The organism is [Zimmermannella] bifida NBRC 103089, assembly GCF_001570925.1.
In the GTDB taxonomy this organism is placed as follows: Bacteria; Actinomycetota; Actinomycetes; order Actinomycetales; family Microbacteriaceae; genus Gulosibacter; species Gulosibacter bifidus.
Map to the genome: position 1 here is coordinate 20807 of NZ_BCSP01000005.1, position 26214 is coordinate 47020.

Genomic DNA, 26214 nt, shown 5'->3' on the forward strand with positions numbered 1-26214 from the left:
CCACAGTGGCGCTACGCCTGCTCGCGATCCACGCGCATCCCGATGACGAATCGTCGAAGGGAGCCGGAACCTATGCGTCGTATGTTGACGCCGGGGCCGAGGTGATGATCGTGAGCTGTACCGGCGGTGAAGCCGGCGACGTGCTCAACTCTGCGGTGCATGCGCGTGCTCACGCCGAGCGTGACATTGCCGGGCTGCGACGCTTGGAGATGGCTGCGGCGCAGGAAATTCTTGGCGTGCAGCACCGGTGGCTGGGGTTCGCTGACTCGGGGATGCCCGAAGACGGTGTGTTGCACCCGAACTGCTTTGCGCGCATCCCGCTCGAAATGAGCGTGCGTCCGCTGCTGCGGTTGATTCGTAAATTCAAGCCACACGTGCTGGTGACATATGACGAAAACGGGGGATACCCGCATCCAGACCACATTCGCACCCACGAGGTGTCGATGCTCGCCTGGCAGCTTGCCGGGAACACGAATTACCCCGAACTCGGCGAGCCCTGGGAACCGCAGAAGTTGTACTACGACCGCACGATGAACCAGGTGCGGGCGAAGTCGCTGCTCGAACACATTGCGCAGCACCCCGAAGAACACCTTGCCGAGCGCATGGAAGCGGCGCTGAACTTCATGATGGAACGCGAATCGACGCCGACCACGCAGATCTCTATCGCGAACTACCTGGAACGCCGCGACGCGGCACTGCTTGCCCACGCCAGCCAGGTTGCACCCGACCACGAATTTTTCTTCGCCTACCCGCGAGAACTCGAAGCGGTGGCGTATCCGTATGATGACTATGAACTCGTGGCCTCACGAGTCAAGTGTGAATTGCCCGAGACCGACCTGTTCAATGGCGTTCTCGAGGAGGGACTGCAGTAATGGGATTCGTTGATGCCCTGTACCTGGCCGCTAGCGCGACACCGTCACCAACGCCGGCCTTTGACCCGGTTGACGTTACGCCGGGCCCAGCGGGGTTCTTCGCAACCATCGGTCTGATGCTCGCCGTGGGTCTGATCGCCATGGGCCTCATGCGCCAGTCGACTCGCGCTAACGCCCGTTATGACGTGCGTGAACGTGTTGAGCGCGAAGCCGAAGCTGAAGCTGCTGCCGCTGGGGATGCTGCTGCCGACACGACTGCGGAAACCGACTCCGACGCATCCCGCTAGACCGGACCAGGCGTGAGCCGGCAAGCCTAGCCAGAAACGTGCGCTCTGCGTCTCTCGTCTGGGCTGGCTAGCCGACTGGGCTGGCTAGCTGTCTGGGCTTGCAAGCTGTCTGGGCTTGCTAGCTGTTGCACGCGGTCGTTGCCGTTGCATGGTTGGACCGTCTGGGCCGGGGAACTAGCCGCCCACGACCGGGTTCAGCACGATCAGCAGGATCGCGACCCAGTGGCACACCCACGCGGCCACCGTCGCGAAGTGGAAGATCTCGTGAAAGCCGAAGTGGTTCGGCCAAGGGTTTGGGCGCTTCATGCCGTAGACGACGGCGCCAGCCGTGTAGATCAGGCCGCCAACAAGAATCAGCACCATCATCGCCACGGATGCATCAAGAAGGTCACCGAGGTACATGACCGCGATCCAGCCAGTGCCGAGATACAGCGCCAGATAGATCGGCCGCGGCGCGCTAATCCACAGCACGTTGAACACGATGCCAACGAGCGCGACCGCCCATACCAACCAGAACAGCACCCAACCCTTCTCGGGCGGCAGCGCCAGCAACGCCAACGGCGTGTAGGTGCCGGCAATCAGCAAGAAAATATTTGCGTGGTCGAAGCGGCGCAGCATCGCCTTGGTGTGCGGCTTCCAATCGAAGCGGTGATACAGCGCAGACATGCCAAACAGCACCACCGAGCAGAGCGTGTACAGCGTGACCGCGAACAGCGCTCGTGACGTGTGCACGAACGGCAAGAGCAGCGATCCCATGATCACCGCGATCGGGGTGGCACCCAAGTGCAGCCAACCGCGCAGCAGCGGCTTGGCTACGGCAAGAAATTTTTCACCGCGATGCGCCGCATGCTCCGCCGCAGCGTCGGGCAGGCGAGTTGATTGCGCATCTGATGATTTCGAAGCAGTCACAGCGCTGAGCATACGTCGTGCACTAGATTTGCGGATGTGAAACCCAAGTTTGCCGTTCGTATTCCCCGTGTCGTGTACCGGGTGTATTCGCGACGACTCTGGGACTCGTTGCAACGCACCCAGGCACGGCCCACGCACGTTGCCATGATCATTGATGGCAACCGTCGGTGGGCACGGCAGCTCGGGCTGCAGGATGCGGCTGCCGGTCACCGTGCCGGTGCCGCCAAGATGATCGAGTTCTTGCGCTGGTGCGATCGCGCACGCATTGGCACCGTGACGCTGTACTTGCTGTCGCGCGATAACCTCGTTGGCCGCGACTCCGAAGAACTGCACCAGCTGCAGCGCATCATCGCGGGTCTCGCGAGCGACATTGCGGCGGCCGGTCGCTTCCAGATCCAGCACGTGGGCTCGTGCGACGGGCTCGACCCAGAGCTTGCCGCAACTCTTGGCCGCGTAACCGAAGCCACCGCATCCGCCCGAGGACCGCATGTGAACCTTGCCATCGGCTACGGCGGGCGCAATGAAATCGTCGATGCCATGCGCGCCATCGTGCGCTCGCACGCTGACGGCGGCGGCTCGATTGATGAGCTGGCCGACACCCTCACCCCGGAACTCATCGGTGAGCACCTGTACACCGGCGGGCAACCCGACCCTGATCTCGTGATCCGTACCTCGGGGGAGCAGCGGTTGAGCGACTTCATGCTCTGGCAATCGGCGCACTCCGAGTTTTACTTCGTTGAGGCGCTCGGCCCGGACCTGCGCGAAGTGGACTTTTTGCGAGCGCTGCGCGACTTCGACCGTCGCGAGCGCCGCTACGGCAAGTAGACCGGGGCGTTCGCGTCAACTATTGCCAGTTGCGGCGGCAACGCGATATGCGCATCGCTGCCTCGCATCGCAACAATTAGGGCGATGGATACGGCCGGATGTTGGCGGCATGTTGGTGGGATGTGGCCGCCAGCGGTTTGCGGCAGGTCACGGCGCGACACGCGGCAGGTTAGCGAACGGTAAACTCACCGCCAAAATCGCGTCACTTTAGTCACATTAGTAACACCAGCAACACTGCTTTCGGGCCAAGTGAACGTTACGTAAATGCATCCGCGTACCGACCGGAATTGCACCGACCTTTCTGGTCACTCGCGATAGCTTGCAGGTATCAGGTTCCGAACCTGATCGAAACGGCCACATAAGTTCGTTTCGACGCCCCCCAATGTGGCCGTTTTGCACACCAGCTACGAACAGCGTTCGCTGTTCGGCGAGGAGCAAATTGTGACCACCACCCAGTTCGAAACCGCGAACATCTCACCGGACAACCGCCCCGAGTTCACGCCCGACGACCAGATCAACGTCGATCAGCAAACGGGCGCCGACACAAAGGTCCGCACCTACGTGCTCGATACTTCGGTGCTCTTGAGCGACCCGCGCGCGATGTTCCGCTTTGACGAGCACGAAGTCGTCATCCCCGTCATCGTCGTCACCGAACTCGAAAAGAAGCGTCACGACCCAGAGATCGGGTACTTCGCACGCCAGTCATTGCGCTTCCTCGACCAGCTCCGCATCAAGTACGGCCGTCTCGACCTGCCCGTTCCCGTAGGTGAACTCGGCGGCACCATCCGCGTCGAACTCAACCACTCGAACCAGCAGATCCTGCCAAGCGGGATGCAGCTGGCCGACAACGACTCCCGCATCCTCGCCGTTGCCGCAAACCTCGCCGACGAAGGCTGCGACATCACCGTCGTCTCCAAAGACATGCCAATGCGCGTCAAGGCCTCAGCGATTGGTCTGAGTGCCGATGAGTACCGCCACGAGCTCGCTCGCGACACCGGCTACACCGGCACCGCGCAGCTCGACCTCGGCGCCGAAGCCATGTCGGCGCTCTACGAAACCGAAACCCTCACCACCGACGAGGTGGCCGAGCTGCCGGTTAATACCTCGCTCATCATCAACTCCGAGCGCGGTTCGGCACTCGGCCGCGTATCCGGCCGCAACACCGTGCAACTCGTGCGCGGCGACCGCGACGTATTCGGTGTCCACGGACGCTCAGCCGAACAGCGCCTCGCCATCGACCTGCTCATGGACCCGACCGTCGGCATCGTCTCGATCGGAGGTCGCGCCGGAACCGGTAAGTCCGCCCTCGCGCTCGCAGCCGGACTCGAAAACGTGCTCGAACGCGGCCTGCAGCGCAAGATCATGATCTTCCGCCCGCTCTACGCCGTCGGTGGCCAAGAACTCGGATACCTGCCCGGCGACCAGGAAGAGAAGATGGGCCCATGGGGCCAGGCCGTCTACGATGCGCTCTCGTCGATCGTCTCCGACAACGTCATCGACGAAATCACCGACCGCGGGCTCATCGAAATCCTGCCACTCACGCACATTCGCGGCCGCTCGCTCCACGACGCCTACGTGATCGTCGACGAAGCACAGTCGCTCGAACGCAATGTGCTGCTCACGATGCTCTCGCGCGTCGGCCAGAACTCGAAGGTCGTGCTCACCCACGACGTTGCCCAGCGTGACAACCTGCGCGTGGGCCGCCACGACGGCATCGCCTCGGTCATCGAGACGCTCAAGGGGCACAAGCTCTTCGGCCACATCACGCTCACCCGCTCGGAGCGCAGTGCCATCGCCGCGCTCGTGACCGAACTCTTGGAAGATTACGAGGTTGCGTAACGCGGCCTGATCGGCGGTGGCGACGCGGGGCAGCGAGGCAATCGTTCGCCCCGCGTTCGCGTATCTGCGGGCGATGTACGCGAACCCGCGCCGGTAGGGAACGGGACTGTGGATAACTTGCGTGCGGGGATGCATCCACTCGCTATCTTGCCCACATGACCCCCGGAGCCTGGTGCCTCGTCGCCTACACCGCCATTGCCACCGTGCCGCTGGTGCGCACCGACCTGCGCGAACACCGGCTGCCGAACCGGTGGACGCTTGCCGGATGGCTGGTGGCGCTAGGCGCAATCGGTATTGACTGGATGTGGTTGGGTGCGTTTCCGGTGACCATGGCCGTTGCCGGGGGAGTCGCGCTCGCGGTGTTCGGGCTGCTGGCTGCGGTTGCGGGGCTTGGGATGGGTGACGTCAAGCTCGCGGTTCCGCTGGCGGTGGGCCTGGGCAGTTTCAGCATGGATGCGGTGCTCGCTGCAGGGCTCCTGGCATTCGTACTCGGTGGGCTGGCCGCGATCGTGCTGCTCTGCCGGGGCCGAAATCGCGATACCGAGATTGCATTCGGGCCATTCTTGCTTGCTGGGTATTGGATTTGTATTGCCGGGGTGTTGCTGGGTGCAGCGGTGCCAGCCGGTCAGTTGGCTGGCTTAGACTGAAATGAGGTAATCCTGCCCCAAGAAAGGTGATCCACGTGGATAACAACGAGTACCGCATTGAGCACGACACGATGGGTGAAGTGCGCGTTCCGAAGAACGCACTGTACGCCGCTCAGACGCAGCGCGCGGTAGAAAACTTCCCGATCTCCGGCCAGCGACTCGAAGACCGTCAGATCATCGCGATGGCCCAGGTGAAGCGCGCCGCGGCAATCGTGAACCAGAAGCTCGGCATCCTTGACGAAGGCCGTGCAAACGCGATTGTTTCGGCTGCCGAAGCCATCATCGGTGGCGCACACCTCGACCAGTTCCCGATCGACATCTACCAGACCGGTTCGGGTACCTCGTCGAACATGAACATGAACGAGGTGCTTTCGAAGCTCGCCACCGACGCATTCGGTGACAAGGTGCACCCGAACGACCACGTCAACGCCTCGCAGTCGTCGAACGACACGTTCCCGACCGCCGTACACGTTGCCGCAACCGGTGCGCTCATCGAAGACCTCATCCCTGCTCTTGAAGAGCTCGCCGTTTCGCTCGAAGAAAAGGCAGCAGCTTGGAAGGACGTCGTGAAGTCGGGTCGTACCCACCTCATGGACGCCACCCCGGTCACCCTCGGCCAGGAATTCGCCGGTTACGCACGCCAGATCCGCCTGGGTATTGACCGCGTAAACGCCACTATCGAGCGCGTTGCTGAAGTACCGCTCGGCGGCACCGCCGTTGGTACCGGTATCAACACCCCGCAGGGCTTCGCCGAGCAGGTAATCGCCGAGCTCGCTGCGAACACCAAGCTGCCAATCACCGAAGCTAAGGACCACTTCGAGGCACAGGGTGCCCGCGACGGTCTCGTTGAGGCATCGGGCGCGCTGCGCACCATCGCCGTATCGCTCATCAAGATCAACAACGACCTGCGCTGGATGGGTTCGGGCCCGAACACCGGTCTTGGCGAACTCCACATCCCAGACCTGCAGCCTGGCTCGTCGATCATGCCCGGTAAGGTCAACCCGGTTGTTCCTGAAGCCGTGCTCATGGTTGCTTCGCGCGTCATCGGTAACGACGCCGCGATCGTCTTCGGTGGCGCATCGGGCTCGTTCGAGCTCAACGTGCAGATCCCGATGATGGGCACCGTGCTGCTCGAGTCGGTTCGCCTGCTCGCCAACTCGTCGCGCGTACTGGCCGAGAAGACCATCAAGGGTCTCGAGCCAAACATCGAGCGCGCTCGCGAACTCGCCGAGTCGTCGCCTTCGATCGTTACCCCGCTTAACCGCGTTATTGGTTACGAAGCTGCCGCAAAGGTTGCTAAGCACGCCGTTGCCAACAAGGTCACGGTTCGCCAGGCAGTTATCGACCTCGGTTTCGTCGAGCGCGGCGAGATCACCGAAGCTGAGCTCGACGCCAAGCTCGACACGCTCAAGATGACCTCGCCGAACCTCTAAGGTTTCGCGCGGCACTTGCTGCCAGGTGGCCCCACCGATTCGTGGGGCCACCTTCGTTTTCCGTAGCGTTCGATGTTCGTACCGGTTCAACCGAGCTCGTCCTCGCTCGATTCGGCGCGCTGAGTCACACCTTGAGGCGCGGTGTCGTTTCGCTCATCATTTTGGGTTGAATCGTGTGAAATCTGACTGATTGTTGGCGTTTTGATGAGTCAAACGACGCGGGTGTTCGGATGGCTGCGAGGGTCCTGGTGTTACCCGGCTACGTCACGGGTTGGTTGGGGTTGGGTCGCACCTTGGGGTGCGGTGTCGTTTCGCTCATCATTTTGGGTTGAATCGTGTGAAATCTGACTGATTGTTGGCGTTTTGATGAGTCAAACGACGCGCGAGTGCTCTACGTGTCACTGTTTCGGCGTGTGGAACTGCGCAAAGTGGCGGATTTTGCGCGAAACAGTGACAGTTGGTGCTGCTCGCAGATGCATTCGGTGGAGCAGAGCTACTGAGGGCACCCGACGGCGCGCAAGCGCGACGTCGGAAACGAATATTGGGGTCCGCATCCGCGAACCCCAATTCGAAAACCAGGCGACTACAACTCGGCAGTAACCGCCTCGGCAACTTCGTGCACGAGCTCCGGCCCGTGCGAGCTAAAGATGATGTATACCGAGCCGTTCTGCTCGAGCGACAGTACGTAGCCGTTGTTGCCCACCTCGTCGCGTTCCAGCGTCGAGTAGTCGTACACGGTCCAGGTCTTGCCACCGATCTCTTCGGTGCCGGTGGGCGGACGCTGGCCGACCTTCGTGTAGGTCCACGTCTCGTTGGCAGCGATACCCTGGCGCACACCGACCATGGCATCCGCACGATCACCCTCAACCTTGAGCAGGCCGATGTACCACTCGGCAACCTTGTCGGCGCCACGGCGCAATTCCGCCTGGTTGGACTTCCACTGCTCACCGAGCTTCGGCACCACCAGCGTCTGCGCTGCGCCGGGTTGCGCCTCAGCAGCAACATTGGCGTAGTCGACGTAGTCCTGTCGCGGGTTGTCATTGCGCGGCACGATCAACACCAGCACGAGCACCGTAAGCACGGTGACGCCGAGCGCTGCGATCAAGTTTTGAATCGTCTTACGTGCGCGGTACTTTCGCGAGTTCTCGGCCAAGCGCTCCGCGGTTTCTTCGGGAGTCTCGGGTCGCCCAAGTTCGGCGACAATCGGCCGTTCGTTCTTGGCCATTACGCCTGCGCCTCGTCGACGCGCTGTTCGCGAGCCTGCTCAAGGCGTTCACGGGCGCCCTTGAGCCACTCTTCGCAGCGGGCCGCGAGGGCTTCACCGCGTTCCCAGAGCTTCAGCGAGTCTTCGAGGGGCAGTTCGCCCTGCTCGAGTTGTTGCACGACGAGAGCAAGTTCGTCGCGGGCAGCTTCAAAGCTCAGGTCAGCAACCGGGGTTTCGCTGACTGCGGCGCTCGTTGATTCGTTGGCAGACATGGTGTTCATTCTAGGTCTCGTTCGTTCGGGCGGCGAGGTGCGTCGCGCGCGTTCGGCGGGGCGGGATGCGTGCAGTTCGGGTCAGGGATGCCGTCGGGGCCAGTCGCAGCGTCGGGTTAGTTGGCCGTGGCGTCGATCCGGCCGTCGGTCACGCGGATGCTCAGTGCGGTACCGGTGGCGACCTGACCGGTCTCGGTCACGACGGCGGAACCCGATGCATCCACTCGCTCGACAATCGCGTAGCCGCGCTTGAGCGTGCCCAACGGCGAGAGCGCCGCGAGTCGATGCGAGAGCCCTCGAACATTGTCTTCGCCGTAGCGCAGGTGGCGATCCACGAGTTCTGCGCCGCGGGCAGCGAGCCGTCCGAGTTCGTCGCCGTGCTGATCCACAATCCAAACGGGATTCGCGAGCACCGGCCGGCTGCGCAATTGTTCGATGCCGCGCTGCTCGTGCATGATGCGTTCGGTAATACGGCGGCGGATGCGGGACCGTGCCTGGTCGACGATATCGAGCTGCTCGGCGACATCGGGCACGACGCGTTTCGCGGCGTCGGTTGGGGTGGATGCGCGCAGGTCAGCGACCTCGTCAAGAATTGGGCGGTCGGCTTCGTGGCCGATGGCGCTCACCAAAGGAGTGCGGCAGGCCGCCGCGGCGCGCACCAGGGTTTCATCGCTGAACGGCAACAGGTGCAAGAAATCGCCGCCGCCTCGCGCGACGATGATCACATCAACTTGCGGGTCCGCATCCAACTCTTGGATAGCCGCAGTGACTTCAGCCGCGGCCGAGTCGCCCTGCACGCGCGTATAGATTGTGCGGAACTGCACAGCCGGCCAGCGGAGTTCGGCGTTGCGACGCACGTCTTTCTCGGCATCCGACTCGCGGCCGGTAATGAGGCCGATGCAGCCAGGCAAAAACGGCAGACGCTGCTTGCGATCGGCATTAAACAGTCCTTCTTCGGCGAGTTGTCGGCGCAGGCGCTCGAGCTGCTCGAGCAAGTTGCCGATGCCCGCGTGGCGCATGTCATACACCTGCAGCGAGAGCGATCCACCCTTGACCCAAACATTCGGCTTGGCCTGGATGATGACGCGGTCACCCTTGGCGAACTTCTGGGTGAGCTTCTCGCGAACCGAACGCCAAATGACGATCGACATCGACGCATCCACATTGAGGTCACGAATCTTCGCGTAGGCGTGGCCGCCGCGGACGTCGTAGCTGGTCAGTTCGCCTTCGATCCACGCAGTGCCCAGCTGGTCGACCCAGTCGCTGATTGATTTCGCGATGAAGTGCACCTGAAACGGTTGCTCGGGTGAAGATACGGAACGTCCCATGGGTGGCGCCTTTTCATCGTTGATTTCGTACACTGGAGGGGTGACTGGCCCAGCTGTGAATTTGTCCATGCCCCGTGTTCCTCGCGTAGCGGCGGTTCTTGAAGACCGACCAGTGGAGGGACCGAAGCGCGTGCTGTTGGCCGCACCTCGAGGATACTGTGCCGGCGTTGACCGGGCCGTTGTGGCTGTGGAAAAGGCGCTCGAGCGCTACGGCGCACCGGTGTACGTGCGCAAGCAGATCGTGCACAACAAGCACGTGGTGTCAGAGCTCGAAGCGCGCGGCGCGATCTTTGTTGAAGAAGTCGACGAGGTGCCCGAGGGATCGCACCTGGTGTTCTCGGCGCACGGCGTCTCGCCAATGGTGAAAGAGGCGGCGGCCGAACGTCAGCTGCAGGCCATCGACGCGACCTGTCCGCTGGTGACCAAGGTGCACCGCGAAGCGACGCGGTTTGCCAAGCAGAACCGCGAAATCCTGCTGATCGGGCACAGCGGTCACGAAGAAGTTGAAGGTACCGCCGGACACGGTGGCGACCGCGTGACCGTGGTGAACTCACCCGAAGAAGCCGACACCGTGGTCGTCGAAGACCCAGACAACGTCGTGTGGCTCTCGCAGACCACGCTTTCGGTCGACGAAACGATGGAGACGGTTAACCGTTTGCGTTCGCGGTTCCCGAACCTGCAGAATCCGCCGTCAGATGACATTTGCTACGCGACCCAGAACCGTCAGGTGGCGATCAAGAAGGTTGCAGCGGATGCGGATCTCGTGATCGTTGTGGGCTCGGCGAACTCGTCGAACTCGGTTCGCCTGGTTGAGGTTGCGCTGCAGCACGGCGCGAAGGCGGCCTACCGCATCGACTACACCGACGAGATCAAGCAGGAATGGCTCGATGGCGTTCAGACCGTCGGCGTCACCTCGGGTGCGTCGGTGCCAGAGGTGCTCGTGCGCCAGACCCTCGAAACGCTGGCGAGCGCGGGATACACGGACGTGTCTGAGGTCGAGACCGCGACGGAAGACCTGATGTTCTCGCTGCCGAAGGAGCTGCGCCGTGACCTAGGCGACTGCGACACCGGTGGTGTCCGCGGCGGACGCGGCAAGGGCGTGCGCGACCGCGACTAGCGGCATCGTCGATCTGGCAGTCGACTCGAGTGGGCGGATACGGTGAACATGAAGGATGAACGTACCGCCATGAACGCCACGCCCAGGTGGTCGGCTGAGCAGGTGCGTGCAGCGATGTTGCCCGACTGTGCTCGTAAACTCATCGAGTCGGTCTTGCGCTCCGGATTTGATCCGGCGACCGACCCTGCCCGCATGAACACGCAGGCGGGTGCCGGTGTGCTGCTGTTGATGCCGTCAACGATCGGGGACTGGACCGGCATCAAGGTCGCGTCGGTGAGCTCGGCAAACCCCGACCGCGGTCTGCCCCGCATCCAGGGCCCTTATCTGCTGTTGGATTCGACGACGCTCTCGTTGCGGCTGATTGCGGATACGGTGAGCTTGACCGAGCTGCGCACGCCCGCGGTTTCTGCGGTTGCGATCGATCGGCTGGCGGCTACCGATGCGCAGCGGCTGGTGGTGTTTGGCACGGGTCCGCAGGCCATTGGACACGTGATTGTGGCAGCACTGTTGCGCCCATTCGACGAGATTCTGATTGTTGGTCGCCGTACCGAGAAGGTTGCGGATGCGGTCGAGCAGCTCGCGCAGGCAGGTGTTACGGCGAGTGCGGGGCAGGTAGATGACGTGGCAACCGCCGACGTTGTCATTTGCGCTACCTCGGCACCGACCCCGCTCTTTGACGGCGGCCTGGTGCGCGACGGCACCGTAGTTATCGCGATTGGTTCGCACGAACCTGACAAGCGTGAGCTGGATTCAGCGCTGATGTCACGCGCGCTGGTCGTTGTTGAAGATGCGCAGACGGCGGTTCGTGAGGCTGGTGACGTCGCGATTCCGGTTAACGGGCTCACTTGCGGCCAATTCGCTCGTGGGGCTTGCTGATCTGGTGCGCGGCGGTGCGCAGCGAGCCAAGGACCGACCGAACGTCTTTAAAGGCGTTGGTATGTCGTGGCAAGATCTCGCCGTCGCGACCGGACTCGTCGCATAGCTCTAGTTCGGTGAAATGAACCCATGTGCCATCTTGTCACAGATGGCGGTGCCTTATGCATGTAGCCGTTAATGAAGGCTGCTTAGGCACGCCTCGTTCTACTTCCTTGTTCCACGGATTCAATAGAGTTTCGATGAACCAATCCAAGGCTTGACTCTGACACGATGTCGAGCGGATCCGCTGCATGGCCCACCGAGGGATCAACTACGGAAAGGTAAGACCGGTGACCTCACTATTACAGTCGAGCTCACCGGTCTTCGGCCCCTACAATCTGCCTGCTTCCACCACCTGCTTGAGAAATGCTTTCGTGCGCTCTTCTTTCGGGTTTTCGAAGAGCTGCGATGGAGGACCAGACTCGAGAATTCGTCCTTGCTCAAGAAAGACAATCTTGTCTGAAACTTCGCGTGCAAAGGTCATCTCATGGGTAGCCAGCAGCATGGTCATCCCATCTGCTGCGAGTTCACGCACGATGTTGAGGACTTCTGCAACCAGCTCGGGATCCAATGCGGAAGTGATTTCATCGAGGAGTAGAACCTCTGGCTTCATTGCTAATGCCCGAACGATGGCTACACGCTGTTGCTGTCCACCTGAGAGCTGGTCTGGGTAATAATCCGCACGATGTGACAGATTTACTCGCTCGAGCAGTTCCATCGCGTGTTGTTGTGCTTCTTTGGGTCGTACGCCAAGGAGTTTGATCGGACCAATTGCGATGTTCTGAGCCACAGTCATGTGTGGGAACAGGTTGAACGATTGAAACACCATGCCAACCTTGCGACGCAAGCGGTCGACATCCACGCCAGGGCCAGACACCACGTCGCGGTCGACGAGAATCTTGCCCTCCTGGATCGGTTCGAGTGCGTTGACGCATCGCAATAGCGTTGACTTGCCGGAACCGGAAGCGCCGATAAGGCACACAACTTCATGCTTTTCGACTGAGAAATCGATGCCCTTTAGGACTTCGTTCTCTCCATAGCGTTTATGAACATTATCAAATTGAATGAAGCTCATTAGCGACCTCCTCGCCGCTTGTCGCCGCGCTCGAGCCACCAGTCCACAAGGCGTGTTTGGGGGATAGTAACAAGCACGAATAGGAATGCGACCACGGTTACAGACGAAAGATTGAAGTTGGTTGCTGAAATGTACTTAGCCTGATTGAAAGAATCCATCGCGCCAATGACGTTAACGAGCGACGTGTCTTTCTGTAGGCCAATGAACATTGTTAGCAGTGGTGGAATTACGTTCCTAATGGACTGCGGCAGGATTACGAATCGCATTGTCTGTGCAAACGAGAATCCGAGAGAGCGGGAAGCTGAGAATTGCGACGGGTGGATTGACTCGATACCAGACCTGTATGTCTCTGCGACATAGGCACTGTAGGTGAGCGCAAGCGCGATGATAGCAAACCAGGCAGGTGATAGATCCTTCAGCACCGGGATCCCTGCAAGCGGAAGTCCGAAACCAATTAGATAGATCACAATGATTGCTGGAACAGCTCGCATGACATCGATATAAGCAATTGCAAGCCAGCGGACTGGTGCCCCTGCCTTACCAGGAAGCATTCGACAAATTGCCAGGACCAAGCCGAATACCAGCACGATGACTTCAGCGATTACCGCGATAAGGATGTTCAGTCCAAAAGCGGAGGTGACGGAGCCCAGGCTGTTTGCCATGACATCCCAGTTGAGAAAGGTCCGTTGCACACTTGCGTCATTCCCAACAATTAGAAGGACGAACCCGACAACCAGCAGTAGGGCAGCTGATATCCCAACGGCGGTTAGGCCAAGCTCTCGGGCTCGGCTGGCGGTCGCACGTGCGTGGAGAACCTTGGCTCGTCGAACTTCGTCCCTTGTCCGTGCCGTTGCGCGAAGGGAGTTGATCGACATGATGAAGGGGATAGCACCAAGGACTAGTCCTACTGTGAGGAAGATCCAACCCAAGCTTGCTGCTGGTGAGCCGGCGTCCGCATTGCTGATGCCAGCCGAAGCAAATACGCCAATAGTTAGCAGCGTCAGTGATGAAACAACCAGTCCGGCGATCCCCACACCAAGTGATTTTGGAGGAGGGCTGAGGTGCAGGTCCGGACGGGTCTCAAGCGTTGTCGTGTTCAGAGCGGCGTCTGTCATTAGCCCTTCAACTCCCAGTGGGGGATCGAGTTAGGGTCCACGCCAAAGAGAGGCTTCAAGTAAGTCTCGGAGAGCTTGTCAAGCGTCCCGTCTTCAGTCATTTGCTCGATTGCTTGATTAACTGGGTCGACGTTTGGCGAGCCTTTCTTGAAGGTGATCCCGTAGCCCTGATCTACCTTGAACTGAGCAATCACTTCAAGTTCACCATTTGACGCATGTGTGTTAGTCAGTGCAAGCGTGGTGTCCGTGACAACGGCGTCGATTTGTCCTGCTTTCAAAGCTGTGAACATTTCTGTCTCGGTCTGGAACAGCTGTGGTCCGCCCTTTGGTTTGATCTTATCCGTGGTGAACTGGGCTCCCATGTTCCCCTGAAGTACGCCGATACGGTGCTGTGAAATATTGTCCTCGGTTACCTTGCTGTCTTTCTTGACCGCAACACCAAGGTTTGATTGGAAATATGGGTTAGAGAAGTCAAAGACTTGCTTTCGTTCGTCCGTGATAGTGGTACTCGCGAGTGAAAGGTCGTAATCCTGATTGCTCGCAGAAATGTACTGATCCCAAGACTGATGGGTAATTGTTACGGACTTCAGTCCTGCTCGGTGAGCAATATTTGCAACCATGCAGTATTCGAACCCGCTCTTGACGGTTTCCGGAGACTCGCCGTTCCACCAGCCGTTGCTTGGCAACACTGTCGCAATGCTAAGAGTTTCAGGGTTCTTTGTTTCGAGCTTTATCGATCCGGCTTCGCCAGTGACTTCGCAATCACCGAATCCGCCTGCTGTATTTGAGGTTCCGCCAAGCGCATTACAGCCGGAAAGTAGTCCAGTGGTCAGCGCAGCGATGGCGAGAATGGAAAGGGGTCGTTTGGTGTGCATCGTGGAAGGCTCCTTTGTCTTCTATGCGGTTAAGTATTGAATTGTGAGTCTTAGTCTGGCTGGCGGCCATGCCTCCGATGGCGCGAGGCTTGAACGAAAGCGACATTGAGGGCCATGAAGTCGTCCGTGTGGGCCCCCTCATCTTCTGGGTGCCATTGGACTGCAACTGTCCAGTAATCCTCGGGTGCTTCGACAGCCTCAATGATGCCGTCGTCGGACCATGCGGTGGCGACGAGGCCACGACCAGCTTGGTCAATTGCTTGATGATGCGCTGACCTAATGTGGATTCGCGTTTTGTTAAGAGACGTGGAAAGTCGTGAAGCCTCATCGATAGAGACCTCGTGGTCCGTCATTTCGTCATTCTCGGGATGATTGTTGTGGACTGTGCCTTCGCCTAGGTCGCTGATCAATGTTCCACCAAATGCAACATTGATCACTTGGAGGCCGCGGCAGATTCCCAGTAGCGGGACCTGGGCGTCCCGGGCCGCGCGGGCGAGTGAAATTTCGAATTCGTCTGCAACTCGGTCGACCCCCTTGGCTGCGGCAATATCCGAGGGGTTGTCACTATAGAGGGTAGGGTCAACGTCAGCGCCGCCGAGGATCAGTACACCATCACTGCTCTCTACGAGTTCTGAAGCAGACTGTCGAGGGTTAGTGGCATCGACGAAAATAACTTGAACATCATCTGCTGCTTGTGTCAGGGCGCGGCCTGCGCGTTGAGCAAGTGTGTGGAGTTCATTTGCGTACTTTTGCCCGACGGCCTTGCTGTCCATGCTGTAGGAAGCGAGGATTCTGATTGGTCGGGCGGCTCCAGCAGTTTCTGCTGAATTTGTTTCGGACAACTGCAAACCCTTTCGCGTGGCGCCTCATTGCGTCAAAGTAGTGCTCGTGGGAGATTGCTTAGAAGTCTAACCTATAGGGGATAGAGGTCAAGTGTGGTTACTGACGTATTTTCTACCATTGGTGGTCGGCAAAGTACCGAGCTGATCGTGCGTCGAATCGTGGACGCTGCAGCAGCGGGGGAACTCGCACCGGGTGAGAGACTGCCGACAGAAGTCGAAATGGCTGAAGCCTTCTCCGTTGCACCGATGACCCTACGCAAGGGGCTCGAAGTCCTACGTGACTTGGGCGTGATCGTGACTCGCCGAGGTCGGGGTGGTGGCACGTTCATTCATGAGTCCGCGCCGCTGCGTATCCAGAAGAATATGCAAGGCATGGCAGTCACCCAGCGAGAGTTGCGTGACCTGGCAGATTTCAGGAACGCAATCAGCGGGGAAGCAAGTTCTCTTGCCGCTGAACGCGCGACTGACGATGCGCTTCGCGAGTTTCGTCAGCTCACGAGGCAATACGATGACGGAACTCACCGACGCGATGAGTTGCGAGTGATTGATGTTCGATTGCATTCACAGATTGCATTGCAGAGCGGCTCGGAGCGCCTATACGAAGCTGAGATGCGAATCCAGGAGGATGTGTCGCGGATACTCGCTTCGCTACCGGACATTCCGCTAATGCATGAGCACACTGGCGGCGACCATGAGGCAATTGTTACTGCGTTGGAGAACCGAGATTCGGAAGCCAGTCGATCTGCGATGAACGCCCACATCGAAGAATCATTCGAGTGGTGCGTTGCGTTGCTTTCCGCTAATACAGCGGAGTGAAAGTTGGCCGCGAACAACGTGCGGTTTATGGCGCAGGCGTCGGCACGGCGCTATTGAACACGAAGTCCCAGATCTCGGGGTGCAGTGCGTGTGCGCCGGAGCTCAGCATGCCGCCAAATACGATCGCGATGATCGCGCCGGTGAACGCGCACCAAGCCACGCGCTTACCCGCCTTGTAACGGCGCAGCGCAATGTAGAGCCAGATGGCGTAGTTGAGCGGGTGGCCGATGATTCCCGCGCAGCTGAGGACGTCGAGTCCCTCAGGACGGTGATACTCACCGAGGTTGTTCATCCGGAAAATTTCAGCAGCGTTGTTCACGAACGCCTGCTCGGTAGCGGCGTTCATGTTCATGATCGTGCCGACGATGCCCAGCGCAAAGAGCACGATCGCCATGGAACGATCGCTCTTGCGCTGAAGCTGCTTGAGCTCTTCCGGCGTTGGAATGGGGCCGGGCCCCGGAGCGTTGCCCCGAGGCCCGGTTTTCGAGGAATTTGCCACTAGATCGACTGGGACTTTCCGTACGAGCCGAGCTGCTTGGTTGCTTCGATGACGCGGGCCGCCATGGCCGATTCGGCCTTCTTGCCCCACGAACGTGGGTCGTACACCTTCTTGTTGCCGACTTCGCCGTCAATCTTGAGGAAGCCGTCGTAGTTCTTGAGCACCGTGTCGGCGACCGAACGCGAATAGGCGTACTGGGTGTCGGTGTCGATGTTCATCTTGATGACACCGTTGGCAACGGCGGTTGCGATCTCTTCGTCGCTCGAGCCCGAGCCACCGTGGAAGACGAGGTCGAGTGGCTTGGGGGCGGTGCCGTACTTGTCGGCGAGACCCTGCTGGATGTCAGCGAGGATTTCTGGACGCAGCTTGACGTTGCCCGGCTTGTAGACGCCGTGCACGTTGCCGAAGGTGAGGGCAGCCATGTAGCGGCCCTGTTCGCCGAGTCCGAGGGCTTCGGCGGTCGCGATGGCGTCGTCGAGGTCGGTGTAGAGCTTGTCGTTGATTTCGGCAGCGACGCCGTCTTCTTCGCCACCAACAACACCGATCTCTACTTCGAGGATCTGGCCGTTGTTCTTGATGCGTGGCAGCAGTTCCTTGGCGATCTGCAGGTTCTCTTCGAGCGGTACTGCCGAGCCGTCCCACATGTGCGACTGGAAGATCGGTTCGCGGCCGGCCTTCACGGCTTCTTCCGAGGCCTCAAGCAGCGGGAGCAAGAACGAGTCGAGTGCGTTCTTGGGGCAGTGGTCGGTGTGCAGCGCAACGGTGATCGGGTAGTTCTTTGCTACCTCGGTTACGAATGCCGCCATGGCGAGGGCGCCGGATGCGCGTGCGGTGCGGGTCTGGCCGGCAAAGTAGTCAGCACCACCGGTAGTGACCTGGATGATGCCGTCCGAACCAGCTTCGGTCAGGCCCTGCAGCACTGCGTTGATGGTCTGCGAGCTGGACACGTTGATCGCGGGGTAGGCGAAGCCGCCTTCCTTCGCGCGGTTGAGCATTTCGGCGTACTGGTCGGGTGATGCTACCGGCATGAAGACTCCTTGGTTGTGTGACGAGACGAGTGCATCCTATCGGCATGAGTTGACCGCAACACGAGCGTGTTGCACAGCTAAACATTCTGGTGCGGCTGTGCGAGGTGATCAGGAATTAGCTGGATGCGTTTCGACCGTTCTCGCGGGTGCGGTTCACCGAATATCGAGTGAGCGTGACTAGGCTGAATACAGTTGGTACAACGTCGAAAGGGTTCATCGTGACCGAATCTCAGTCTGCCGCGAGTCACCGCGAAGCGGAACTCATGGATCATCCTGACCGTAACCTCGCCATGGAGCTCGTTCGCGCCACCGAGGCTGCCGCGATTCGCGCAGTGCCGTGGATTGGTCGAGGCAACAAGAACGCTGCCGACGGTGCGGCAGTGGATGCGATGCGCAAGTTCCTCGCGACCGTTGAGTTCCAGGGCGAAGTCGTTATCGGTGAGGGCGAGAAGGATGAGGCGCCCATGCTGTTCAACGGCGAAATCGTGGGTAACGGCACCGGCCCGCTCTGCGACATTGCTGTTGACCCGATCGACGGTACGAGCCTGACCGCTGCCGGCCGCCAGAACGCGCTCAGCGTGATTGCCGTGGCCGACCGCGGCACCATGTACAACCCCAAAGAGGTTTTCTACATGGAGAAGATCGTTACCGGTCCTGCCGGTAAGGATGTCATCGACCTCGAACGCCCGATCGGCGACAACATCCGCGGTCTCGCGAAGGCGCTTGGCAAGGGCGTCGAAGACATGAACATCGCCGTGCTTGACCGTCCGCGTCACGAGCAGCTGATTCACGACATCCGTGAATCTGGTGCCGGTACCGAGCTGCTGCTCGACGGTGACGTTGCCGGTGGTATTAACGCTGCGCTGCAGACCGGTCGCATCGATATGTGTGTTGGTATTGGCGGCACGCCTGAGGGCATCATCACTGCCTGCGCCATTAAGGGTCTTGACGGTGTCATGCAGACGCGCCTGTTCCCGCGCAACGACGAAGAGCGTTCGAACGCCATCAATGCCGGTCACGATCTCGACCGAGTGCTGACCGCTGACGACCTGGTTCGCACCGACAACACGTTCTTCGTGTGCACCGGCGTTACCGACGGTGGTTTGGTTAAGGGTGTCAACCGCGAACGTGACCAGATCACGACCGACTCGGTTGTGCTGCGCGCCCGTTCGGGTACGTTCCGCCGCGTAACCGCTGTACACCGCGTATCGAAGTGGCTGGACGAAGACTAACGATCGGCTGATCGCTAGCAGCGACGTTGTTATGAATCGGCTGTCCCTTTAGGGGGCAGCCGATTCATTGTTTGTCTTACGTTTCTGCTCCTGCCGCATGATCAAACTCGGGTGCGGTGAGCGACCGAGGGGTTCGCTCGACAGGCTTCAGTGTCTCGAGTGACTTCGCCGACGGATCGAACTCGGCGAGTTTGCGGGCAGTGGGGAACAGGCGCGTCTCGACGGACCCGACCAACTTGTCGTACGCATCCACCGAGCCGCGCAGACGCTTGCCGAGGGTGCTGAGATGTTCACTGGTGGTGGCGAACCGGTGGTACAGCTCTTGTGAGAGCTGCAGCACTTCGGCTGCCGACTCGCTGACGCGTTCTTGCTGCCAGGCTGCTGCCACCGAACGCAGAATCGACCACAGCGTGACCGGTGAGGCGATTGCGACGCCGCGGGCGAACGCGTAGTCAAGGAGTTCCGCGTCGTGGTTGAGTGCTGCTGATACCGCGGCTTCGCTTGGGATGTAGGCGATCACAAACCTGGCCGACCCGGAAACTGCAGCGGGGTAGTCGCGTGCGCGAAGCGCATCCACATGCCCGCGAACGGCACCTGCATGCTTACGCATGAGGTCGGTGCGGCGGCGCGCAGACTCATCATCGTGATCACGCAACCGCATTGCGTCTAAGAAGTACGACATTGGCGCCTTGGCATCGATGATGAGGTGGTGGTCACCGGGCAGATGCACGATAGCGTCCGGCCGCTGCTTGCCGTCGTCTGTGCTGACGGTTACCTGCGTATCGAAATCAACGTGGTGGATCATGCCCGCTGATTCGAGCAGATTGCGCAATTGCGCCTCGCCCCAGTTGCCGCGGGTCGTGTTGGCGCGCATCGCCGATGCGAGCTGATGCGTGGCCTCGCGCAGCTCGCGGTCGGACGTCGCCTGCAGACGCAATTGCTCCGAGAGCCGGCCATGAAGTTCAATGCGCTCTTGCTCGAGCTCGGCGACGGTTTCGCGCATGGTTGTGAGTTCGCTGCGCATCGGCTGCAGCTCCCGTAGCAGCTGGGATTGTGCGAGTTGCTGTCGCTGAGCGGACTGTTCAGTGAACGCCGAGTTGTTGCGCAGTTCATCGAGCCGCGCTTCGGCAACTGCCGCGCGAGATTCTGCGGCCACGCTGCGCCCGCGCACCGCATACAGGCCGAGCACGATACCGAGCGCAGCGCCCAAAATGAGGCCAATGGCCAACCACAAGATCTCCATGCCGACATGCTCGCACGAGCCCCCGACATGGCCTGTTACACGGTGCCGACTTCGCTAGCCAAACAATCCGAAACCGCGGCGGCGGCGCTTCTGTGCCTGCGCTGGCGGCACTGGTGACGCATCCGGAATCGTCGCAGTGTCGAGCCAATCCGCAAACGATTGCCACGATGAACCCGCATCCTGAGGCGTGCCAAACGCATCCGCGATCGCTGCTGCTGCAGACAACAGGCTCTCGTCTGCATTTCGTTGCTTGGCGAGCGCTTCGCGGGCCAGACGCCCCGGCACTTCGTGCAGCAGCTCGTGCTCACGCAGTCCGTCGACCAACGCGTTGACGCGGTCAAGGTAGGCCGGATGCGATTCGGCCAGTCGGCGTCGCCGTGCCGCGAGTTCGCGCACTGCTACACCGGCAGCCGGGTTCTCAGACTTCGCGAACTCGAGCAGGCGCGCATCCGCATCCGCAAACGAACTGCCGCTAAGTGCCGCGAGATAGTCTGCCGCCTCGCTGCCACCGCGCTCGACCTCTTCGACATCGCCGATGAGGTCTGCGAAGCGTTCGGCGACGGTCTGCGAATCGGTGCGTTCAAGAATCGCGCAGCTCGCCTGCCACGATGCGGGCATGGCGCCGGGCAGCGGCTCAGCCGTCGGGACGGTGTCGAGCGGCTGTGCCTCGCCCCAGTACGAGAGCAGCGTCTGCTGCACCTCGGGGGAGTTCGGTGTTGCAATAGCGGCAGCAATGAGCAGGTCGTCAGCCACGCGCTCGGCGGCATCGGTGTCGCCCTTGCCATCGCGCACAATCGCCGCCTGCGCGCGTTCGAGCAGCAGTCGGCGCGCCATCAAGTACGTGGTGCCGTGGTCGTTCGGGGCGAGGATGCGGCAGGCACGCGCGGCTTTCGCCGGCAGTTCGGCGTCGCTGCCGGATTCGACCCAGTCATTGAGCGCGGCGAGTGCCTTCGCTCCAAACACGCGCTTGAGCTGACGCGAGGGTTTGCGAACGGCGCAGCGCCACGCAATTTCTTCGGGGAAGACTTCGTCCCACTCGGTGGCAATGCGTGCGAGTGCGCGGTCGTCGTCGAACGCATCGCCCAAGATCACTGCGATGCCCGCGTGCGCGTCGCGTCGATCCGTCTCGCGCAACTCGTGCCAGCGGCTCAGGGCCTTGCGGTACGCGGCTTCGCCACCGTCGGCGATGATGTCAATGCCGATGCTGGCGGCTTCGAGCGAGTCGGGCTCGTTGAGCAGTTGTTGCCAGCGGGTGGTTGATGCGTTGGGAGTCACGTCGGTGTCCTGCGGTGTCGGTTGGGTGTGGTCGTGCGTGGTGTTGGTGCGCGTTGGCGCAGTGTCGATGGCGCGCAGGCTGCCGTGCTTAGAACGTTGCGTTCTTCACCAGCGTGCGCTGCGAGTCTTCGTCGTCGGGAGTCAGCGTGCGAATCTGCACGGCAGTCTCGCGGCTCAATGCCTCGATCGTAAGCAGATTCTTGGTGCGAGCAACGTCAATGACGATGGCGGCGCAGGCTTCGGCGTCTTCGAGGGGGTCGTGGTGGTGCTCGAGTTCGTATCCTGCGGCGCTCGCCGCGGCAGGGAGTCGGTACGACGGAAGGTCGTAGTGTTTGCGTGCCAATCGCAGGCTGCAGAAGTACTTGAGCGCGGGGAACGGCAGTGACATGGCGCGACTTGCGGCAACGAACACCCCGATGTCGAACGGTGCGTTGTGAGCGACGATGACGTCGTTACCAATGAACTCGAGCATCCTCGCCGCAGCAATATCCCAACCGGGTTCATCCGCCACGAGTTCAGGGCTCACGCCATGTAATTGGATATTGAACGGCTCGAAGTGGTCGTGACCTGCGGGCGGGTGGATTAAGAATGACTCGCGCGCGACCATTTCGCCGCCACGAACCCGAACCATCCCAATTGCGCAGGCAGATGCGGGGGAGCGGTTGGCGGTTTCGAAGTCAATCGCGACGAAATCAATCATTCATCTAGTGTGGCAGCCGCTTCCGACACCGTTCGCAGGATGGTCCGTTGGAAATTTGTTGTAAATACGGGGCGGCAGCCTCTATATGAGGTTGCCGGTCCGTATTTGCAACAGATATCCGGAGGTGTCCTGGCAAGATTTGTTGCCTCACAGCGGGTTCATCCACATATATGCTTCGGAGGCCCTGTCAGGCAACAAATTTTGCGGCGACGCGGCTGACTTAGCGGTTGTGTTTGCGGACCGCGTTCGCGACCTGATCAAACGTCGCACGATCCAACACGGCGCCTTCACGACGCACCGCATCCGGAGCCACACGAATAATGCGGTTCACGCGCACCTCGCTCGGACGGCCCTGCTTGTCCCACGGGCCGGTACCGATGTCTTGCCAGTAGCGACCGGCGCGGGCCTCCTGCTTGGCATCAACGTCGTGATCCTTGCTGGTGAGCTGCAGTGCAAGGAACCAGCGGGCATCACGGCCGATAATCAGCACCGGTCGGTCTTTGCCCTGCGAGTGGTCTTCTTCGTACGGCACCCAGGTCCACACGATTTCGCCGGGATTGGCTTCACCGTTCGGGTTTGGTGCGTACTCAAACTGTGGGGTGCCGCGAAAGTCGCCCGGATAGGCGCTGGTTGGGCCCGGGTGTTGTGGGGCGGATGCACCGGGTCGCGCCGGCCGCGAGGCGTCGCTTCGGTTGCCTGGTCGCGCCGCGGGCCGGTCGCGCTGTGAGCGGGTCGGTGTCCCCGAGAGCTTGTCGCTAATTGCGCGAGTGAGGTGGGGGATGAGGGCGCGTCCGACGCGGCGGGCGAGTGTTGACCAAAACGACATGACTTGAGCCTAACGATCGATGCATGCGAATCTGCCGCGCCGTTCGCATCCGCGCCGAATCGCCATCAATTGCTACAGCGCCGAGTGTTGCGTGCGATACCCGGACGCGCGGGTAGACTTGGCGACCGTGGCTCTAACTATTGGAATCGTCGGTCTCCCAAATGTCGGTAAGTCAACGCTGTTCAACGCGTTGACCAAGAACACCGTGCTCGCAGCGAACTACCCGTTCGCCACGATCGAGCCGAACGTGGGTGTTGTTGAACTGCCCGACGCTCGTCTCGGCAAGCTCGCTGAGGTGTTCGGATCGGAGCGGATCCTGCCGGCGACCGTATCGTTCGTTGACATTGCGGGCATTGTGAAGGGTGCGTCTGAGGGTGAGGGTCTGGGTAACCAGTTCCTTGCGAACATTCGTGAGGCGGATGCGATTGCGCAGGTCGTGCGCGGATTCAGCGACCCCGACGTGGTGCACGTTGATGGCAAGGTGTCGCCGTCGAGCGACATGGAGACCATCAACACCGAGCTGATTTTGGCCGACATGCAGACGCTTGAAAAGGCACTGCCGCGGTTCGAAAAAGAGGTCAAGCACAAGAAGATGGATGCTTCGGTGCTGTCGACCGCGCAGGCTGCGAAGGCGGCGCTGGATGAGGGCAAGCTGCTTTCGTCGACCGATATTGATCTTGAGCCGGTTCGTGAGCTTGGGCTCCTGAGTGCGAAGCCGTTTATCTATGTCTTCAACGTCGACGAAGACGTGCTTGGCGACGAGGCGAAGCTCGCGGAGCTCGCGGCACTGGTTGCTCCGGCGAAGGCCGTGTTCTTGGACGCGAAGACCGAGTCGGAGCTCATTGATCTGCCCGCTGACGAGGCCGCTGAACTGCTGGCGTCGTTGGGTCAGGATGAGTCGGGTCTCGACCAGCTTGCTCGTGTCGGTTTCGACACCCTCGGCTTGCAGACGTATCTGACGGCTGGTCCGAAGGAAGCGCGTGCGTGGACGATCCGTAAGGGCGACAAGGCGCCGCAGGCTGCTGGTGTGATTCACACCGACTTCGAGCGCGGCTTCATTAAGGCTGAGATCGTTTCGTTCGACGACCTGGTTGCGGCCGGTTCGATGGCGGATGCGAAGGCAGCCGGCAAGGTGCGCATGGAAGGCAAGGACTACGTCATGCAAGACGGCGACGTGGTCGAATTCCGGTTTAACGTGTAGCGCCGCTCGGAAGACATGAGGGGTGAGGTTTACTAGTTCGGCCCCTTGCCGGATTCCGCGGACCTGGTAACGATGGGGCAAACTTTCACCCGCTACGACGTGACAGGACTTGAATCTCTCACGCCGATCATGAGAGGCACCGGCGGGGGAATCTACGTTCTAGAGTTTGCAGATGGGGCTCAGTACGTTGGCCAGACCGTCGACTTCGTGGTCCGGATGAGAACACATATTCGCGGCGGAGGCCGTCATCATGACCCCTGGCGCGACGTGGTTGCCGTCTCTGTAATGAACGTTCCACTCGATGAGCTAGATGTTTGGGAACGACGCGTGATCGCCGAACGCAGAGCTGCTGGCATCCAATTGCGCAACAAGGTCTACAACTTTGGATTCCTTGGTCCATCTGCGCTCGACTGTGTCGTCCCCGTCAGCCGGCAACAACATTGGGCTACAGGCGGCGGGGACTTCGGAAATGAACAGTATTCTCAGGCTGCGCAGCGAGAACCCGGTCCTTTGCCTCGTCTCTTAGCGGCAGAGGAAGCACTCGGCATCCGAGATTTTGGTGGGGGCTGGACAGCTACCGGGGTGGATCTGGTTATCGAAGCGTTGGCTCTGATCATTTCGCAGGTAGTCCCGGATGCTCCCGCGCTAGAAGGCGAATATTGGACTCTGTCTGATTTTCCCGCCACGAGCGGTGGGCGTTTCGCAACACTCAACGTCGGCGGGCTTGAACTCGCTTACTTCCCACGTCAGTCGGGATTCGAGAATGGGTTGGACACTGTGATCTTGAACCTGCCTGTCGGGACGGTCCTCAAAGGACCGATCCCTGACGTGAAGAGGGGTATGAGGACGGAATTCGAGCAAGCTGAGTTGCCAAGCGGCGATCCATGTTGGGCCGCAACCACTCACTACGGGTTGACCGTCACAGACACCGTCATGGTTTCGACAGCTGGTCTGGTGTCGGCCGACTTTGGGATCAAAGCACCCCTGCGAGCCTTCGCCCTCGACCTTATGCGAGCAGGCAACTCTAGCCGCTTTGCCCGCTGGCACAGCCCAGAACTCGCACGGCGTGTTTATGAGCGGGTAGTCGATATCGCCGGAGAACAACGATGTGTTTGAGTTGGGCTTCAGCGTCGAGCGTTATTGATGTGTTGCGCCAAATGCGGTGCCAAGGTCACTGATGCCCCACACGGCTACCGGTATGCTCAGCGCGTCGGGCGCGACGACGAGGGCAAGACCGTCGTCACGAGCCTCATGCGTAGCGGTGCCGACATCGACGCCTTCGTCATGGCCCTCATCGCCGAACGTCTCAGAAGGCCGGACGCCCTGCGCAAGGAAGCCTCGACCGGTACCGGCGCGGCAATCTCCGAGCAGCGCGCACGCATCCTGCGAGCCCAGCGCAACTACGACCAGGAGATCATCGAAGGCTGTGACCTCAAACGCATCCGTGACGCGCAGAGGCCCGCACGCCCAGTTCAAGGCCGAGCGGCTCCTGCACGGGCAGGCTGCCGGACTTGCCCCGTCCTTGGAGTAAACGACCCGTCGGAGGCGTTCTTCGACGCTTCGCTTGGAGTCAGCGGCAGGTTATCGAGGTCCTTGCGACCGTAACCCTCCTGCCTCAGCCCCGCGGCAGGAAGACGTTCAACCCAGACAGCGTGGTCTGGTCATCGAGTGGCGGTGAGAACGCAGCGCAGCCGCGCCGGGTGTCTCTGTGAGAGTCTGACCTGACGTAAGCGCTGATTCTCCGAGCACAGCCGGTCAGGTCCGTTCTCGCCCAAATGCTTGGAGGAGATCACCATGACTATCACCATCACCGACACCACACCTCGCGTCTGGCCTACC

27 protein-coding genes are annotated in these 26214 nt (G+C 60.6%); 12 read left to right on the forward strand and 15 right to left on the reverse strand.

Going from position 1 to position 26214, the window contains the following annotated elements; translation table 11 throughout:
• Positions 1 to 5: 5 nt before the first annotated feature.
• A complete protein-coding gene (mca, locus tag ZBI01S_RS05490; protein ID WP_066057540.1) occupies positions 6 to 872 on the forward strand; it encodes a mycothiol conjugate amidase Mca in 867 nt (288 codons plus the stop codon).
• Positions 872 to 1159, forward strand: coding sequence for a hypothetical protein (locus ZBI01S_RS05495; protein ID WP_066057543.1), 288 nt, complete (start codon positions 872 to 874; stop codon positions 1157 to 1159). Before mca ends, ZBI01S_RS05495 begins: the two co-directional genes overlap by 1 nt.
• Before the next feature lie 174 nt (positions 1160 to 1333).
• On the opposite strand, the gene trhA is transcribed toward ZBI01S_RS05495, so the two are convergent.
• A complete protein-coding gene (trhA, locus tag ZBI01S_RS05500) occupies positions 1334 to 2068 on the reverse strand; it encodes a PAQR family membrane homeostasis protein TrhA (RefSeq protein ID WP_370664369.1) in 735 nt (244 codons plus the stop codon).
• A gap of 36 nt (positions 2069 to 2104) precedes the next feature.
• Here trhA and ZBI01S_RS05505 point away from each other — a divergent pair, with 36 nt between their 5' ends.
• The 4 genes from ZBI01S_RS05505 to ZBI01S_RS05520 all read left to right on the forward strand — a co-directional run bounded on the left by ZBI01S_RS05505 (position 2105) and on the right by ZBI01S_RS05520 (position 6812).
• Positions 2105 to 2893 carry an isoprenyl transferase gene (locus ZBI01S_RS05505; protein ID WP_066057546.1) on the forward strand — a complete coding sequence of 263 codons (789 nt, stop codon included), beginning with the start codon at positions 2105 to 2107 and terminating at the stop codon, positions 2891 to 2893.
• A 513-nt stretch (positions 2894 to 3406) separates the two neighbouring features.
• A complete protein-coding gene (gene phoH2, locus ZBI01S_RS05510) occupies positions 3407 to 4732 on the forward strand; it encodes an RNA 5'-3' helicase PhoH2 (RefSeq protein WP_066057802.1) in 1326 nt (441 codons plus the stop codon).
• Positions 4733 to 4887: 155 nt separating this feature from the next.
• Complete coding sequence (locus ZBI01S_RS05515) at positions 4888 to 5379, forward strand: prepilin peptidase (RefSeq protein WP_066057549.1); 492 nt, start codon at positions 4888 to 4890, stop codon at positions 5377 to 5379.
• 35 nt (positions 5380 to 5414) lie between these two features.
• Positions 5415 to 6812 carry a class II fumarate hydratase gene (locus tag ZBI01S_RS05520; protein ID WP_066057552.1) on the forward strand — a complete coding sequence of 466 codons (1398 nt, stop codon included), beginning with the start codon at positions 5415 to 5417 and terminating at the stop codon, positions 6810 to 6812.
• A gap of 583 nt (positions 6813 to 7395) precedes the next feature.
• Here ZBI01S_RS05520 and ZBI01S_RS05525 read toward each other — a convergent pair.
• The 3 genes from ZBI01S_RS05525 to xseA form a co-directional block, all read right to left on the reverse strand.
• Positions 7396 to 8037 (reverse strand): DUF4245 family protein, encoded by a 642-nt coding sequence (locus ZBI01S_RS05525; protein WP_066057554.1) that lies wholly within the window; start codon positions 8035 to 8037, stop codon positions 7396 to 7398.
• Complete coding sequence (locus ZBI01S_RS05530; RefSeq protein WP_066057805.1) at positions 8037 to 8288, reverse strand: exodeoxyribonuclease VII small subunit; 252 nt, start codon at positions 8286 to 8288, stop codon at positions 8037 to 8039. Before ZBI01S_RS05530 ends, ZBI01S_RS05525 begins: the two co-directional genes overlap by 1 nt.
• A 116-nt stretch (positions 8289 to 8404) precedes the next feature.
• Positions 8405 to 9616: an exodeoxyribonuclease VII large subunit gene (xseA, locus tag ZBI01S_RS05535; RefSeq protein WP_066057808.1), complete on the reverse strand. Its 1212-nt coding sequence runs from the start codon at positions 9614 to 9616 to the stop codon at positions 8405 to 8407.
• A 67-nt stretch (positions 9617 to 9683) separates the two neighbouring features.
• On the opposite strand from xseA, the gene ZBI01S_RS05540 reads away from it, so the two are divergent.
• Together ZBI01S_RS05540 and ZBI01S_RS05545 are read left to right on the forward strand one after the other, a co-directional pair.
• Complete coding sequence (locus ZBI01S_RS05540; protein WP_066057557.1) at positions 9684 to 10733, forward strand: 4-hydroxy-3-methylbut-2-enyl diphosphate reductase; 1050 nt, start codon at positions 9684 to 9686, stop codon at positions 10731 to 10733.
• 48 nt (positions 10734 to 10781) lie between these two features.
• Positions 10782 to 11609 carry an ornithine cyclodeaminase family protein gene (locus ZBI01S_RS05545; RefSeq protein WP_245610546.1) on the forward strand — a complete coding sequence of 276 codons (828 nt, stop codon included), beginning with the start codon at positions 10782 to 10784 and terminating at the stop codon, positions 11607 to 11609.
• A 370-nt stretch (positions 11610 to 11979) separates the two neighbouring features.
• Here ZBI01S_RS05545 and ZBI01S_RS05550 read toward each other — a convergent pair whose 3' ends face one another.
• Genes ZBI01S_RS05550 through ZBI01S_RS05565 form a run of 4 tightly spaced genes read right to left on the reverse strand, consistent with a single transcriptional unit; the run spans position 11980 to position 15555 of the window.
• The gene (locus tag ZBI01S_RS05550; RefSeq protein ID WP_066057559.1) at positions 11980 to 12723 is read right to left on the reverse strand and encodes an amino acid ABC transporter ATP-binding protein; all 744 of its coding nucleotides are present in this window, start codon (positions 12721 to 12723) and stop codon (positions 11980 to 11982) included.
• Positions 12723 to 13838 carry an amino acid ABC transporter permease gene (locus ZBI01S_RS05555; protein ID WP_066057562.1) on the reverse strand — a complete coding sequence of 372 codons (1116 nt, stop codon included), beginning with the start codon at positions 13836 to 13838 and terminating at the stop codon, positions 12723 to 12725. Before ZBI01S_RS05555 ends, ZBI01S_RS05550 begins: the two co-directional genes overlap by 1 nt.
• Positions 13838 to 14713, reverse strand: coding sequence for an ABC transporter substrate-binding protein (locus tag ZBI01S_RS05560; RefSeq protein WP_083524546.1), 876 nt, complete (start codon positions 14711 to 14713; stop codon positions 13838 to 13840). The genes ZBI01S_RS05555 and ZBI01S_RS05560 overlap by 1 nt, the downstream gene beginning before the upstream one ends.
• A 50-nt stretch (positions 14714 to 14763) precedes the next feature.
• Positions 14764 to 15555, reverse strand: coding sequence for a gamma-glutamyl-gamma-aminobutyrate hydrolase family protein (locus tag ZBI01S_RS05565; protein WP_159421414.1), 792 nt, complete (start codon positions 15553 to 15555; stop codon positions 14764 to 14766).
• A gap of 93 nt (positions 15556 to 15648) precedes the next feature.
• Between ZBI01S_RS05565 and ZBI01S_RS05570 the strand changes: the two genes are divergently transcribed.
• Entirely contained in the window at positions 15649 to 16371 is a 723-nt protein-coding gene (locus tag ZBI01S_RS05570) for a FadR/GntR family transcriptional regulator (protein WP_083524547.1), read from the forward strand.
• A gap of 25 nt (positions 16372 to 16396) precedes the next feature.
• On the opposite strand, the gene ZBI01S_RS05575 is transcribed toward ZBI01S_RS05570, so the two are convergent.
• Both ZBI01S_RS05575 and fbaA read right to left on the reverse strand, forming a co-directional pair.
• Positions 16397 to 16870 carry a DUF6264 family protein gene (locus ZBI01S_RS05575; protein WP_159421415.1) on the reverse strand — a complete coding sequence of 158 codons (474 nt, stop codon included), beginning with the start codon at positions 16868 to 16870 and terminating at the stop codon, positions 16397 to 16399.
• On the reverse strand, positions 16870 to 17898 hold the full coding sequence (fbaA, locus tag ZBI01S_RS05580; RefSeq protein WP_066057580.1) for a class II fructose-bisphosphate aldolase: 1029 nt from the start codon (positions 17896 to 17898) through the stop codon (positions 16870 to 16872). Before fbaA ends, ZBI01S_RS05575 begins: the two co-directional genes overlap by 1 nt.
• Before the next feature lie 263 nt (positions 17899 to 18161).
• On the opposite strand from fbaA, the gene glpX reads away from it, so the two are divergent.
• On the forward strand, positions 18162 to 19130 hold the full coding sequence (glpX, locus tag ZBI01S_RS05585) for a class II fructose-bisphosphatase (RefSeq protein ID WP_066057813.1): 969 nt from the start codon (positions 18162 to 18164) through the stop codon (positions 19128 to 19130).
• A 76-nt stretch (positions 19131 to 19206) separates the two neighbouring features.
• Here the strand turns inward: glpX and ZBI01S_RS05590 are convergent, their stop codons facing one another.
• From ZBI01S_RS05590 to ZBI01S_RS05605, 4 genes are all read right to left on the reverse strand, one after another.
• Positions 19207 to 20373, reverse strand: a complete 1167-nt coding sequence (locus ZBI01S_RS05590) for a DNA recombination protein RmuC (protein ID WP_066057583.1) — start codon at positions 20371 to 20373, stop codon at positions 19207 to 19209.
• A 54-nt stretch (positions 20374 to 20427) separates the two neighbouring features.
• Positions 20428 to 21648, reverse strand: a complete 1221-nt coding sequence (locus ZBI01S_RS05595; RefSeq protein WP_066057586.1) for a hypothetical protein — start codon at positions 21646 to 21648, stop codon at positions 20428 to 20430.
• An 88-nt stretch (positions 21649 to 21736) separates the two neighbouring features.
• A complete protein-coding gene (locus ZBI01S_RS05600) occupies positions 21737 to 22348 on the reverse strand; it encodes a 3'-5' exonuclease (RefSeq protein WP_066057589.1) in 612 nt (203 codons plus the stop codon).
• A 220-nt stretch (positions 22349 to 22568) separates the two neighbouring features.
• The gene (locus ZBI01S_RS05605; protein ID WP_066057591.1) at positions 22569 to 23174 is read right to left on the reverse strand and encodes a type II toxin-antitoxin system PemK/MazF family toxin; all 606 of its coding nucleotides are present in this window, start codon (positions 23172 to 23174) and stop codon (positions 22569 to 22571) included.
• A 127-nt stretch (positions 23175 to 23301) separates the two neighbouring features.
• On the opposite strand from ZBI01S_RS05605, the gene ychF reads away from it, so the two are divergent.
• Both ychF and ZBI01S_RS05615 read left to right on the forward strand, forming a co-directional pair.
• On the forward strand, positions 23302 to 24375 hold the full coding sequence (ychF, locus tag ZBI01S_RS05610; protein ID WP_066057815.1) for a redox-regulated ATPase YchF: 1074 nt from the start codon (positions 23302 to 23304) through the stop codon (positions 24373 to 24375).
• 99 nt (positions 24376 to 24474) lie between these two features.
• On the forward strand, positions 24475 to 25491 hold the full coding sequence (locus tag ZBI01S_RS05615) for a GIY-YIG nuclease family protein (RefSeq protein ID WP_159421416.1): 1017 nt from the start codon (positions 24475 to 24477) through the stop codon (positions 25489 to 25491).
• A 21-nt stretch (positions 25492 to 25512) separates the two neighbouring features.
• Here ZBI01S_RS05615 and ZBI01S_RS09830 read toward each other — a convergent pair whose 3' ends face one another.
• Positions 25513 to 25851, reverse strand: a complete 339-nt coding sequence (locus ZBI01S_RS09830) for a hypothetical protein (protein WP_159421417.1) — start codon at positions 25849 to 25851, stop codon at positions 25513 to 25515.
• Between the last annotated feature and the right edge of the window lie 363 nt (positions 25852 to 26214).

Excerpts from the sequence above, each read along its gene's own strand:
- ZBI01S_RS05495 (WP_066057543.1), top strand. The coding sequence starts at position 872 with ATGGGATTCGTTGATGCCCTGTACCTGGCCGCTAGCGCGACACCGTCA.
- ZBI01S_RS05515 (WP_066057549.1), top strand. The coding sequence starts at position 4,888 with ATGACCCCCGGAGCCTGGTGCCTCGTCGCCTACACCGCCATTGCCACC.
- ZBI01S_RS05525 (WP_066057554.1), bottom strand. The coding sequence starts at position 8,037 with ATGGCCAAGAACGAACGGCCGATTGTCGCCGAACTTGGGCGACCCGAG.
- ZBI01S_RS05530 (WP_066057805.1), bottom strand. The coding sequence starts at position 8,288 with ATGTCTGCCAACGAATCAACGAGCGCCGCAGTCAGCGAAACCCCGGTT.
- xseA (WP_066057808.1), bottom strand. The coding sequence starts at position 9,616 with ATGGGACGTTCCGTATCTTCACCCGAGCAACCGTTTCAGGTGCACTTC.
- ZBI01S_RS05540 (WP_066057557.1), top strand. The coding sequence starts at position 9,684 with ATGCCCCGTGTTCCTCGCGTAGCGGCGGTTCTTGAAGACCGACCAGTG.
- ZBI01S_RS05545 (WP_245610546.1), top strand. The coding sequence starts at position 10,782 with ATGAAGGATGAACGTACCGCCATGAACGCCACGCCCAGGTGGTCGGCT.
- ZBI01S_RS05550 (WP_066057559.1), bottom strand. The coding sequence starts at position 12,723 with ATGAGCTTCATTCAATTTGATAATGTTCATAAACGCTATGGAGAGAAC.
- ZBI01S_RS05555 (WP_066057562.1), bottom strand. The coding sequence starts at position 13,838 with ATGACAGACGCCGCTCTGAACACGACAACGCTTGAGACCCGTCCGGAC.
- ZBI01S_RS05560 (WP_083524546.1), bottom strand. The coding sequence starts at position 14,713 with ATGCACACCAAACGACCCCTTTCCATTCTCGCCATCGCTGCGCTGACC.
- fbaA (WP_066057580.1), bottom strand. The coding sequence starts at position 17,898 with ATGCCGGTAGCATCACCCGACCAGTACGCCGAAATGCTCAACCGCGCG.
- glpX (WP_066057813.1), top strand. The coding sequence starts at position 18,162 with ATGGATCATCCTGACCGTAACCTCGCCATGGAGCTCGTTCGCGCCACC.
- ZBI01S_RS05590 (WP_066057583.1), bottom strand. The coding sequence starts at position 20,373 with ATGGAGATCTTGTGGTTGGCCATTGGCCTCATTTTGGGCGCTGCGCTC.
- ZBI01S_RS05600 (WP_066057589.1), bottom strand. The coding sequence starts at position 22,348 with ATGATTGATTTCGTCGCGATTGACTTCGAAACCGCCAACCGCTCCCCC.
- ZBI01S_RS05605 (WP_066057591.1), bottom strand. The coding sequence starts at position 23,174 with ATGTCGTTTTGGTCAACACTCGCCCGCCGCGTCGGACGCGCCCTCATC.